Origin of the sequence: Maribacter polysiphoniae (assembly GCF_003148665.1) — a bacterium.
Classification (GTDB): Bacteria; Bacteroidota; Bacteroidia; order Flavobacteriales; family Flavobacteriaceae; genus Maribacter_A; species Maribacter_A polysiphoniae.
This window is the reverse complement of the sequence record NZ_QGGQ01000013.1, coordinates 22446-36106: the sequence shown is the minus strand read 5'-3', so window position 1 is coordinate 36106 and position 13661 is coordinate 22446. Positions and strand designations below refer to the sequence as shown.

Below are 13661 nucleotides of genomic sequence, written 5' to 3'. Positions count from 1 at the left end.
TAGGTCTCGACTGCGCTCGACCGGACATTGTTTTAAATCATTGATATTAAGAAATATCATAGTAGTCATTTCGAAAGAGGAACGACTGAGAAATCACATTACGGTGAGCGAAAAACCAATAACCCTCCTTGTATAATCAAGATGTGATTCCCCATATAGCCTGTCCTGAGTCATTCGACTTCGCTCAAGATAATCTCGTCGAAGGTTTCAGAATGACAAAAGTCGTCAGTTCCAGTGATTTTCGATAGCCACGAATACTCTGGGGTACCGAGAACTAGTACATCCAATTGCTAAAAATGTGCGACGACTGAACACAACCATAAATGCCCCGTGTTTGACATAAGAAAACGGTCTTACATAGCCCACAATGTCCCCTCGAGCGCAATCGAGAGGTTAATTTGATGCCCCACCTGACTAATAGGTCTCGACTGCGCTCGACCGGACATTATTTTAAATCATTGATATTAAGAAATATCATAGTAGTCATTTCGAAAGAGGAATGACTGAGAAATCACATTATCCCGACCTATTGATTTACTAGATAAAAAAGTAGCTATTGCACTATTCTTCAATTTAAAGCGTTACCCATTTAAAACAAGTGAAAACAACTTCAAATGTCATATTTATAAATAGCTTATTCAATAACGCTTAATATTCCCTTGCAACAATCATTTTATCGGATTTAAATAAGACTTAAAATAAAATAATCTGCTTTTTAAATTTCTTTTTTACACCTTTGCCCCTAAAGTTTTTAAATGCTTATGGATATTTCAAATCTAAAGTTAAATCCCCACTTCAATATTTTAGTTACTGGAGGAGCTGGTTTTATAGGTTCCAATCTATGTGAAGTACTCATCGCCAATGGAAACAGGGTTACTTGCTTGGATAATTTTGCCACGGGAAAACGGGAGAATATAGCTCATTTACATGCTGATCCCAATTTCAAATTGATAGAAGGCGATATACGAAATTTGGAAGATTGCCATAAGGCATGCGATGGTATCGATTATGTGTTACATCAAGCCGCCTTGGGTTCTGTTCCTAGATCGATTAATGACCCCATTACTTCCAATGCTGTTAATGTCTCGGGTTTTTTAAACATGTTGGTTGCTGCTAGGGACGCCAAAGTAAAGCGCTTTACTTATGCAGCAAGTTCATCGACTTACGGGGATTCTAAAAATATGCCCAAAGTAGAGGGAATTATAGGTAAACCATTATCGCCCTATGCCATTACCAAATATGTGAATGAACTTTATGCCGATATATTCAGTAAGACCTATGGTTTGGAAACCATTGGCCTACGATATTTCAATGTTTTTGGTCGCAAACAAGACCCCAACGGTGCCTATGCAGCTGTCATTCCTAAATTTGTGATGCAATTAATGCGACACGAATCACCTACGATTAATGGGGACGGCACCTATTCCAGGGATTTTACGTACATTGACAATGTTATTGAAATGAACATTCGATCGATGACCACCACTCATAAAGAAGCTGTAAACACGGTATACAATGTAGCCTATGGGGAACGAACCGATCTGAATGAATTAATTTCCCTCCTTAAGAAATTCTTAAGTATTTTTGATGCGAAAATAGAAGATATACCTGTTCTATTCGGTCCTGGCCGACAAGGGGATGTTCCCCATAGTCTCGCCTCCATTGAAAAAGCAAAATTATTGATGGGATACAACCCACAATTCGATATAAAAAAAGGATTAAAAGAAGCAGTATCTTGGTACTGGAGTAACTTAAAATAAAAAGATGAATTTAACGGTAATCGGAACTGGTTATGTTGGTTTGGTAAGTGGAACCTGTTTTGCGGAAATGGGTAATAAAGTAACTTGTATTGATGTAGACGAGAAAAAAATAGATGGTCTTAAACAAGGGGTCATTCCTATTTATGAGCCCGGACTAGAAGCCATGGTAAAGCGGAACATCAAAGGCGAAACCCTTAATTTCAGCACCCATCTAGCGGAACATCTTAAGAAATGTGATATAGCCTTTATTGCTGTAGGTACCCCTATGGGGGATGATGGTTCTGCGGATTTACAATATGTATTGCAAGTTGCCAAAGAGATTGGCCAACATATGCAACAGTCCCTGATTGTGGTCGATAAATCAACTGTACCAGTGGGCACAGCGGATAAGGTAAGGGCTACCATCCAAAATGAACTTGAAAAAAGAAAACTGAACATTGAATTTCATGTGGTCTCCAATCCTGAATTTTTAAAGGAAGGGGATGCCATCAATGATTTTATGAAACCTGATCGCGTGGTCGTTGGCTCCGATGATGAAACAGCCACCAAAAAGATGCGCACCTTATACAGTCCTTTCTTTAGAAGCAGTATGGATCGGCTGATCACCATGGATGTACGTTCGGCTGAAATGACCAAATACGTCGCCAATGCCATGCTGGCCACAAAAATCTCATTCATGAATGAAGTTGCCAATATCTGTGAATTGGTTGGTGCCGATGTCAACAAAGTGCGTATCGGTATAGGCTCCGATAGTAGAATTGGTTATAGCTTTATCTATCCCGGAAGTGGTTACGGAGGTTCTTGCTTCCCCAAGGATGTAAAAGCTCTTAAAAAAACTGCCCAAGAACATGGGTATACAGCTGAATTGATCAGTGCCGTTGAAGACGTTAATGATAGGCAAAAGATGGTCATCGCCAAAAAGGTAGTGGATCGATTTGGTGAAGATCTAACGGGAAAAACATTTGCCGTATGGGGACTGGCCTTTAAACCCCAAACTGACGATATGCGGGAAGCCCCTGCCATCTATATCATAAAAGACTTGGCTAGTCGAGGGGCACATATACATGCGTACGATCCAAAGGCCATGGATGAAGCCCAACATTTTTACTTAAAGAATGTTCCAAATGTCTCCTATTGCAATTCTAAATACGAAACCCTTCAGGGGGCTGATGCAATGATTTTATTGACCGAATGGAAGGAATTCCGTTCTCCGGATTTTGAGGAATTAAAACAACAGCTTAAAACACCCATCATTTTTGATGGTCGTAATCAATATAATGGTCAAATGATGCTGGATATTGGATTTGAATATTTCCAAATTGGCAAAAAATAATAAATAGTATATGAATACACCTAAAATTGCGATAATCGGTCTAGGTTACGTAGGATTACCACTTGCGCGTTTATTTGCAACAAAGTATCCTGTCATTGGATTTGACATTAATACGGAAAGAATCAAGGAATTACAGTCAGGTAAGGACAATACCCTTGAAGTCGAAGATGATATTCTGCAAGCCGTATTACAGAAAACCCCAAATATGGAAACAGGTTTGTACTGTACAAATGATTTAGAGGAAATTAAGGATTGTAATTACTATATTGTTACGGTCCCTACTCCGGTTGATAGTACCAATAGACCAATCTTGACGCCTTTATACAAATCAAGTGAAACCGTTGGCAAAGTACTTGAGAAGGGAGACATAGTAATTTATGAATCTACCGTATACCCGGGAGTTACCGAGGAAGAATGCGTACCGGTTTTGGAAAATATTAGTGGCTTAACATTCAACAAGGACTTTTTTGTAGGGTATTCCCCGGAACGGATCAATCCGGGGGATAAGGAACATACCGTGGAAAAAATATTGAAGGTCACCTCGGGATCCACTCCTGATATTGGTAAGAAGGTCGATGCCTTATACGCATCTGTTATAACCGCAGGAACCCACCTTGCCCCTACTATAAAGGTAGCAGAAGCCGCCAAGGTTATAGAAAATTCCCAACGCGACATCAATATCGCCTTTGTCAATGAACTGGCCAAGATCTTTAACCTTATGGGCATAGACACCCATGACGTATTGGAGGCTGCAGGCACCAAATGGAATTTTCTCCCTTTTAAACCAGGATTGGTCGGCGGGCACTGTATTGGGGTTGACCCCTATTATTTAGCCCAAAGAGCACAACAATATGGGTATCACCCTGAGATTATATTGACAGGGCGGAGAATGAATGATGGGATGGGGAAATACGTCAGTTCCGAGGTCATCAAATTAATGGTACAAAAAGATATCAAGATTAAGGGGTCTAAAATTTTGGTGTTGGGCGTAACCTTCAAAGAAAACTGTCCGGATGTTCGCAATACCAAAGCGGTTGACGTCATAAACAATTTAAGGAGTTATGGTGCAGATGTGACGGTATATGACCCTTGGGCTTCGCCGAATGAGGTGAAACATGAATATGACATTGAAACAACGAGAGAAATGCCCAGTGAAAAATATGATGCGGTTGTTTTAACGGTGGCCCATAAGGAGTTCCTTAAAATGGGTCTTAGGGCCATGCTCTCTGAGAACGGAGTGCTTTATGATGTCAAAGGCATTTTAAAAGAGCGTGTGGATGCTAGGCTTTAAGTCACCTCACACCAACAAACATTTAATGTACAACCCTGACCTTAGCGTCAGGGTTTTTCTATACCAATTATTGTGATTTTTCATTACTTACAAGCTGCATTATTCAATACTTCCAATTCATATATTTATCTTTTTTCTTTTTTGTCAGAATTAGAAATTAATCAATCCCTTTACTCTTAAAAGTGGAAGAACACATTAAAATGTGCCATCTTTCAGCCAGTACAAATTTGTTAATGGCTGAATGGACATATATATCTGTTTTACAATCCGCACTTGGTGAAACCCCGATTTTTGCTACCGAATGTTAAAAGAATGTGCAGTTCATCGAATAAAGGATCTTCGAACATCCAAGAAGGAGAATGTAAGCGTACAAGTACTAATATCACAAAATATGCAGTTCATCGAAAATAAGATGATTTTCATCGATGTAATTAAATTTTTAAATAGTTTTACTAACCCAAATATAAATTATCATAATACTTAATCTTATATTCCCCATGAAATTTAACACCCCATCCCCACTAAAGGTGCTAGTACTTATCTTTGTATTTATTTTACATTCCTCATGCTCCAAGGATTCCGATTTAATGACGGATTATGTACTATCGGAAACCCAAAATACGTTGGACATAGGCCAATTGATTATTGATGATACGTTTGAGGTTAGCTCACCAGGCAGTATTACTTTGGATGTTTTAGCCAATGATGCCTTCGAAAATCAAGAAGAAGTCTTGATAACGGAAACGTCTACCCCTTCGAACGGTACCGTGGAAATCAACACCGATAATACATTGACCTATACCCCTAACCTAGAAGTTGTTGAACAAGTAACTGAGACAACTGACGCTTCAGTTTCAGAGGTCGTTGATACGTTTACCTATACTACAGAAGTTGTCAATGAGGATGAATCGGTAAGTACAGATACTGGAAATGTTATTGTTACAGTTGGTACATCAGCAAACCGTGCGCCTATTACAGGAGACAATGTCTATTACGTCACAACTTCGGGCAAAAGTAACAATAATGGTGCATCTGAAGCAACTGCCTGGAACATACAACACGCATTTAGCGCTGCCAAAGCAGGTGATGTTGTCTATATTAAGGCTGGTAATTACGGCGCTTTAAGCCTATCGATATCGAACTCGGGAACCGCTGACAATCCTATTCAGTTTATTGGTTATACTTCTACACCTGAAGATTTAATTGCTATTAACGGTTCCACTTTTTCCTATGGAGACGTTGTTAATGCAGCAATAATGCCTTTGTTAAACGGGGATGGAACTGGAACAGGGATAACAGTAAGTAATAATGTTGTACTTGAAAACATACAAATTAAAGATTATTCTTTAGGTCTTATTTTAAGTGGTAGTAATTCCACATTAAATAACATAATAGCAATTGACCTAGGAAATCAAGGTGCTTCGGGTTATGATGGTTTTGGCATAAGGGTGAGTGGAAGCTACAACACTATTAAAAATAGCTATATAGCAAATGCTACAGCAGAAGCATTTAAGGTATATGGTGGCACAAATAATTTGATTCAATATTTAGAAGTTAGAGCAGATAATGTCACAAATCCATGTGATTATTATGTTATTCTTACTAATACGAGTAATAATATCGTGGAGGATTCAAGGGTTGAACGTGCACCTGGATTGGCACACGGGGGGCACGGGTTAACCAGCAAGTGGAACTCCAAGAATAACATTTTTAGGCGTTGTGAAACCGTTTATACAAATTTAGATTTGAATTTTGAGGATGTCACCGGGAATCTATATGAAGATATAAGGATGATTGGGCAGGGTACAAGTGGTTCTTATTGGCATACAAATATTGATTTAAGGAATGGGGCTAACGGCAATACCTTTCGTAATATTTACATGACCGATGTGAACGTAGCAGTAACCTTTACTGATGATAACGATGGGTTTACCCCTTCACCAGATAGTGATGTGGTGAAATTAGGTTACAACAACAGATTCGAGAATTTAATAGTTGAAAATGCCGCTACATTGGTACAGTTCAATGGAAACACTAATATCGGGGGCGTTAATAGCGCACCGGGCAATGATAATATTTTCGTTGGAGGTTCATTCACTAACATAGGTACGATAGTTGCAATATACAATGACAATTCAGGCAACGGATTTATTAACTCAACCTTCAAAAACACCACAACGTTAGTTTCATTAGCGAACGGTAAGCCAAACAATATAAGTTTTACTAATTGTATTTTTGAGTAATTATAAAAAAATCTCATTTCATAGAGATTTTTAATACTGGTTCATTTATACGTAAGGAAGTTATATAATAGAATAAAATAATCTATTTTATTCTATATCCTGATTGATTTATCATTAAAATTGCCGATGTCCAACTATCTACATTTTTGACCTCCTCCCAAATTTAGGTACCGGTCATAACTAGAGAATCCGGGCTATTTTCATTCTTTTCGATATACTCGTTGGGGGACATGTCCCCCAACGAGCTATGTGGTCTAAAACCGTTGTAATCCTCCTTCCAAATATCGAACTTTTCCTGTGCATCTTCCAAGGAAAAGAACCAATTTGCATTCAGGCATTCGTCCCTGAACGAACCGTTGAAGCTTTCAATAAATAGATTACCTGTAGGTTTTCCAGGCCTTGAAAAATCCAGCTCCACTTCGTTCTCATATGCCCACTTGTCCAATATTTTACTGATGAATTCACTTCCGTTATCCACTTTGACACGTTTTGGGAGCACTTCATTTCCAAAGGTAATCGTTTCCATGACCTGTACGACATCACTTCCCTTAAGCGACTTTCCCGCATGGATGGCAAGACACCTGCGACTATAGTTATCCACTACAGTCAAGGCCCTGAAACGGCTTCCGTTATAGAGTTGGTCGCAGACAAAATCCATACTACAACATTCATGTAAACTGGAGGCATTGCCTTCGGACGGTTGTCTATGTGCGGCGGAACGGTTGCGTTAGGGCCGCTTACTCCTAAGATTCAGCCCTTCATCGCAATAAACCCTGTACATCCGCTTGTGGTTGTCCATGAAGCCTTCCCTTCTCAAAAGGATATGGATGCGCCAAAACCCATAACGTCCCCTTACCGAGGCTATCTCGTTCATGTGCATGCGCAACAGTTCTTCGCTCCTGCCCTTGGCCTTGTAATAGAACACGCTCTTATGCAGCAATACCAGCTTGCAACAACGCTGAATGGAGATATTATATTCCATCCTAATATTGGCGACCATCCCTCGTTTTCGGGACGGCCTTAAAACTTTTTTTTCAGCACGTCCTGGAATATCTGTTTGTCAAGGCTAAGGTCCACGACCAGTTTCTTGAGTTGGGAGTTCTCCTCCTCCAGATTCTTCAACCTGCGAAGTTCCGAGACCCCGAGACCCCCGTATTTCTTCTTCCAATTGTAAAAGGTGGCCTCGCTGATCCCCATCTTGCGGCAGACCTCTTGGATACGGGTCCCTGTTTCTACCTGTTTGATTGCAAAGACGATCTGCGATTCCGAATACTTTGATCGTTTCATAAGCAAATAATCTATTTAATGTTAAACATTTATTCGCCCATAATCCTCTAGTCCTGAACTGCCCGGTTCAACGGGAGAAGATCATATTCATCTAGTTTAGAATGTTAAAATAGATGTTGATAATGGATTTTACAATTTTATATGATTAGGAAAGTTAATTAATGTACCATCGAAACAATTTGGTGGCAAAAGGGAATTATTCCTTCCTGAATATCTGATATTTAGTTCATCTCAAAATAGATCTAAGAAGTATTTTTTACCTTTTAAAAGTTTGTTTCTTCATATTAATTTAATCATACAATATTTGTTGAGCACTAATTATTGGACCTTATAGGATAAATACGAGCGCTTCGACTTATACTTCTTATTAATTGAAATTACATTAAAGCTGTTTTTTACTGCCAACTATAATAAAACATTTTAATATGGCAGTATTGTATAAAGTTAACAGGTCTTGTCAACTTTTAATTGTAATATGAAAATCTGAGTTGAACTAATATTTTCAAGTATAAAAGAAAATTATATCTTACCGTTTAAAACTACGTTTCACAGTATAAATTTGTTAATTAGCATATAACAAAGGATATTTGTTTCTAATTTTTTATAAAATTAATGCTCACCCCTCTAATTTATTTTAAGAAATATGAGTCTTAGTACAAAAATGTTTCATGGGATGGCATGGAGCGCCATAGAGCGTATTTCTGTACAAGCAGTGCAATTTATATTGGGAATTATATTAGCTCGAATTCTTTCCCCTAAAGAATATGGAATCATAGGAATTCTGCTAGTCTTTACCGCTATCTCCAACGTTTTTATTGATAGTGGATTTACCAAAGCTCTAATACAAAAACAATCTAGGACAAAGGATGATATTTCAACGGTTTTTTTATTTAATATCTTCATAAGTATTGTATGCTATATTGCACTTTGGCTGTTGGCGCCTTATGTAGAAAATTTTTATGAACTTGAACAGCTTTCGATTCTGCTCCGAATTTTGGCATTGTTCTTAATTATCAATGCATTATTTGCAGTCCCAGTTACTCTCATTACTATTGACCTTGATTTCAAGACCTTGACCAAATTGAATTTTGTCACTACTATAATTTCAGGAGGAATTGCGGTATTCATGGCCTATGACGGCTATGGTGTTTGGGCTTTGGTCGCTCAAATATTAATCAGATCTATTCTAACCGCAATTTTGGTGTGGTTAGTATTAAAATGGCGACCTAATTGGGTGTTTTCCAAAACTTCATTGTCAAATTTGTTCTCTTATGGTTCAAAACTTTTAATATCTTCATTATTAAGTGTAACGGTAAATAATTTTTATGCACTATTCATTGCAAAACTCATAAGTACTAAAGATTTAGGGTACTATACGCGCGGAACCCAATTTACAGATGTAGTTTATGGTATATTAAGTTCAGTTTTGGAAAGTGTTTTATTGCCTGGATTATCAAAAGTTCAGGAACAAAGAGAAATTTTAATCCACCAAACAAGAAATATAATCAAAGCAACCGCGATACTTGTAATTCCACTGTTCTTATTTTTAGCCATTATGGCTGATCCTCTTGTTAGAGTTTTACTAACAGAAAAATGGCTACCTGCAGTTACGATTTTGCAAATTTTTTGCTTTGCTAGGCTAATAACAATAATTTCCGGCATCAATGTAAATTTGCTTTACGTTATAGGCAGAACAGATTTGGCATTAAAACAACAATATAGCAAAATCTTAATAAGGATCATATTTTTAATAGCAGCATTAAAATTTGGAATAATCTATATAGCCCTGGCAGAGCTGATGTCGACAACGATCCACTTTTTTATAAATACCTATTATCCTGGAAAAATTATGGGGTATGGTGCTTTTTCACAACTCAATGATATAAAACTTATTATTCTCGCAGGAGTTTTAATGGTTGTAATGGTTTATTGCTGTATATTTTTTATAGAAAGTAGTTTAATACAATTGTTTATTGCTCCAATACTGGCTCTTCCAATTTACTATGGACTTCTTCGGTTATTTAAAATCCAAGAACTCTCAAGTCTTATTTTAAAAGCAAAAGAGTTTTTCGGAAAATGAAACATATAATAATATTGATAAATTATAATATTGAATAATGAAAAATAAGATTTGCTGTATTTTCAATATTGGACCTCATTATAGAACCCCTATATTTAAATTAATGGACAAGGAACTACAATGTGATTTTTACTTTGGAGATTCTATTGGTGTTCCTATCAAATTAATGGACTACACAGAGCTTAAAGGGTACAAAAAAACCTTAAAAAATACTTATATTCCTTATACCGGTTTTGAATGGCAAAAAGGGGCTTGGCAACTTATTTTTGGTCCTTACAAACATTATATCGTTACAGGTACCCCTGGCTCCCTTTCCAATTGGGTTTTGGCTTTATTGGCCGTTCCCCTACGGAAGAGAGTATATGCATGGACTCATGGTATGAAGGGAAACGCAACCCCAACGGGTAAATTTATTGAAAAAAACTTCTACCGTTTGTGTCATAAGATTTTATTATATGGTGAATTTTCAAAAAATATAATGATTAAAGAAGGCTTTAAGGAAGATAAGTTGATTCCTATCTATAATTCTTTGGATTATGAAAATCAATTGGTTGTAAGAAAAAAGTTGACGGCTAGCAATATTTTCAAAATACATTTCAAAAATAACGATCCTGTTTTAATTTATATTGGAAGAATTCAAAAATCCAAAAAGGTAGATTTATTAATTGATGCCATTAAAATATTACGTGAAGATGGAATATTATGTAACCTAATTATAATCGGCGAAGATATCGATAATAATGGTATTCCCAATCTCGTCAAAAAAAATAAGCTTACAGATTGTGTATGGTTTTATGGTCCCTGCTATGATGAAAATGAGATTGGGGAATTACTGTATAATAGTGACGTTTGTATTACTCCAGGACTAATTGGACTAACTACTCTACATGCATTCACTTATGGCACTCCTATAATTACGAGTAATGATTTTTCCAACCATGGGCCAGAGTTTGAAGCAATTGAAAGTGGAATTAATGGGGAATTTTTCAAAAAGGATGATCTTAAGGACCTTTGTTCTAAGATTGAATCTTGGATCAATTTGGGTTCGAAAAAAAGAGAACAGATAAGATTGAATGCATATAACGTAATTGATAAAAAATACAACTCGTATTACCAAATCAAAGTATTAAAAAGCTTATTATTTAAATAAAAGTCTTCATGAAAATACTCTGGATTACCAATACTGTTTTTCCTGATTTAACAAAAGCATTGGGTCTTGAAACTCCTGTGGTGGGTGGATGGATGTATGGCCTAGCCAAGGACCTTTCTAAAAGCGATGTTAACCTATTTGTTGCTACTTCAACAATTCATTTACAGGAATACCATAATAAAATCAATGGGATAGATTATTATTTACTAAAGGGAAGTAAACCAAATACTGAATACGATAAGGCCTTGGTAACTCAATGGGAAAGAATCATTGACCAAATCAATCCAGATTTGGTTCACATTCACGGCACAGAGGGGGCACATGGCCTGGCATTGGTGAAAAGCCACCCATCTTTAAAATATGTGATCTCAATACAAGGAATGACCAGTATAATCTCAAGATATTATACGGGAGGTATTCCTACTAATCAAATATTATTGAATATTACCTTTAGAGATTTCTTGAGAAGAGATTCCATTCTAAATGCTAGAAATAAATTTAAAAATAGGGGGCATAAAGTAGAATATGAGTATTTAAAACGAATAACTAATGTTATTGGACGGACCCAATGGGACCATGACCATGTAAAGACCATTAATCCAGAATGTCAATATCATTTTTGTAACGAGTCGTTACGGGATGTTTTTTACAATTCTCCCAAATGGAGCATAGACACTAAAAAGGACCATACCATTTTTTTAAGTCAAACCAATTACCCATTGAAAGGTCTACATAAAGTTTTGGCAGCTGTTCATTTGTTAAAGAACATCTTTCCATCCATTAAGATACGTATTGCTGGTAACGATATTACCAGAACTCAATCCATTAAAGATAAACTGAGGTTGGGAGGGTATGGAAAATACATTAAAAAGTTGATCAAGAAATATGATTTAATGGATTATATTGTATTCACTGGTCCTTTAAATGCAGAACAAATGGTGCAAGAATATATAAATTGTCATATTTTTATTTGTCCCTCCAGCATTGAGAATAGTCCTAATTCCCTTGGTGAAGCACAATTTTTGGGCACTCCATGTATAGCCTCTTATGTTGGTGGAGTACCCGACATGGTAGAACATGGCGAGACAGGGTTACTTTATAGGTTTGAAGAAGTAGAAATGTTAGCGCAATCGATAAAAAGGTTGTTCACTAATAAGAATTTAGCAATTAAAATTTCCTTGGGAGGCATTAGGGTAGCTGAAAGACGGCACGACAGAAGTGTTAATTTGGAAACAATTTTCAAAATATACCAAAATATACTATCTAATGAATAGTGTTTCAACAATATATTATTAAAATATGAAAGCGCTATTAACACATATTAATTCCATAGGATTTCTGGTTTTAGGCCTATTGATACTATATCTATTAAATCCGTTCAATTATGGATATGCTATAGGGTTTATCTTGGTAGCATTTGTGGTTGTTCAAGGACAATTCTTGTCCCAAAATATGGATATGGATTTTTTCTTATTATCTCTATTCTCAATAATTTATGCGCTATTTTACTCCTTTGTAGCCGAAAGTAGTGGTCAGGGAAAACAATTTATAGTCATCTATGCCGCAACACCACCGTTTTTTTATTTATTGGGCAAATTTTTACTTAGAAATAGGCTCAAGCCCAAGATAATTTTTTTATTATTATTTAGTGTTAGTTTTATTTTTTCTTTATCCGCCTTGATTTCGGTGCTTCTAAATTTCTCGGAAGGCGGTTTTACCCAATTGGAAAGAAATATTCCCATGTTTTGGAATGATATGCCAGTTTCCGCTACCGCCATGGGCGCCTTTTTAACTTTCAATATGTGTATCCCTGCCTTACTTATTTCAAGTCAAGCAAAAAAAGGTGTTTTATTTAACCTAATAGCTGTAATTATTTTTATACTCTCGTTAATATGCGCCATTCGTTTGGGAAGTAGAACGCAATTAGGCGTTTTTTTAATTACAACTTTACTTTCGCTCTTTTATATATTCCCTAAACAATCCATCAAAAAAAATATGATTTTGATTGGTGTTTTAGGAATCGTCATATTTTACGTTCTGTCCCGGGTCTCTTTTGATGTGGAAGCTGATTGGCTTACTTCTTTTTCAAATAGGATAGGTAAAGGAAGTAGTGATATTGCTAGTGGAGGAGGAAGAACAGAAAGATGGTCTAAATCCATCCAATATTTATTTAAAAAACCATTGGGATGGGATGTTAACGAATTTGGCTATTCACATAATCTGTGGCTGGATGTATTACGGGTATCAGGATTCATCCCATTCTTTTTATTGATTATTTATTCAATTAGATCATTTAATCAAATTAAAAAAACCATAACCCTAAAACCTAAGTTCATTGCATTAAATGCTCAAATATTAATTTACTCCATAGCGTTTTTCTTACTTTTTATGGTTGAACCGATTATGGAGGGCATCTTTTCTTCCTTTGTTTTATTTTGCCTTTTCAAGGGTGTTATCAACAAATACTATACAAATTTTAAGCAATGTTAAAAATACTTTATGTAAGTACTTTATGCT

The 13661-nt window shown here is 36.4% G+C and carries 8 protein-coding genes and 1 pseudogene; 8 read left to right on the top strand and 1 reads right to left on the bottom strand.

Going from position 1 to position 13661, the window contains the following annotated elements; genetic code table 11:
• Nucleotides 1–761 precede the first annotated feature (761 nt).
• From LX92_RS19470 to LX92_RS19450, 4 genes are all read left to right on the top strand, one after another.
• Nucleotides 762–1760 carry an SDR family oxidoreductase gene (locus tag LX92_RS19470; protein ID WP_109654450.1) on the top strand — a complete coding sequence of 333 codons (999 nt, stop codon included), beginning with the start codon at nucleotides 762–764 and terminating at the stop codon, nucleotides 1758–1760.
• Nucleotides 1761–1764: 4 nt separating this feature from the next.
• Entirely contained in the window at nucleotides 1765–3093 is a 1329-nt protein-coding gene (locus tag LX92_RS19465; protein WP_109654209.1) for a UDP-glucose dehydrogenase family protein, read from the top strand.
• A gap of 10 nt (nucleotides 3094–3103) precedes the next feature.
• Nucleotides 3104–4384, top strand: coding sequence for a nucleotide sugar dehydrogenase (locus LX92_RS19460; protein WP_109654207.1), 1281 nt, complete (start codon nucleotides 3104–3106; stop codon nucleotides 4382–4384).
• A gap of 497 nt (nucleotides 4385–4881) precedes the next feature.
• Nucleotides 4882–6627 carry an Ig-like domain-containing protein gene (locus LX92_RS19450; protein WP_109654203.1) on the top strand — a complete coding sequence of 582 codons (1746 nt, stop codon included), beginning with the start codon at nucleotides 4882–4884 and terminating at the stop codon, nucleotides 6625–6627.
• Nucleotides 6628–6790: 163 nt separating this feature from the next.
• On the opposite strand, the pseudogene LX92_RS19445 reads toward LX92_RS19450, so the two are convergent.
• A pseudogene (locus LX92_RS19445) lies at nucleotides 6791–7914 on the bottom strand (IS3 family transposase).
• A gap of 673 nt (nucleotides 7915–8587) precedes the next feature.
• Between LX92_RS19445 and LX92_RS19440 the strand changes: the two are divergent.
• From LX92_RS19440 to LX92_RS19425, 4 genes are read left to right on the top strand one after another with little or no spacing between them, the layout of a single operon-like run.
• On the top strand, nucleotides 8588–9994 hold the full coding sequence (locus LX92_RS19440; protein ID WP_170117899.1) for a lipopolysaccharide biosynthesis protein: 1407 nt from the start codon (nucleotides 8588–8590) through the stop codon (nucleotides 9992–9994).
• Nucleotides 9995–10031: 37 nt separating this feature from the next.
• Nucleotides 10032–11144, top strand: coding sequence for a glycosyltransferase family 4 protein (locus LX92_RS19435; RefSeq protein WP_109654199.1), 1113 nt, complete (start codon nucleotides 10032–10034; stop codon nucleotides 11142–11144).
• Between the two features lie 8 nt (nucleotides 11145–11152).
• On the top strand, nucleotides 11153–12418 hold the full coding sequence (locus LX92_RS19430) for a glycosyltransferase family 4 protein (RefSeq protein WP_109654197.1): 1266 nt from the start codon (nucleotides 11153–11155) through the stop codon (nucleotides 12416–12418).
• Between the two features lie 25 nt (nucleotides 12419–12443).
• Nucleotides 12444–13634, top strand: a complete 1191-nt coding sequence (locus LX92_RS19425) for an O-antigen ligase family protein (RefSeq protein WP_109654195.1) — start codon at nucleotides 12444–12446, stop codon at nucleotides 13632–13634.
• The last annotated feature ends 27 nt before the right edge of the window (nucleotides 13635–13661 follow it).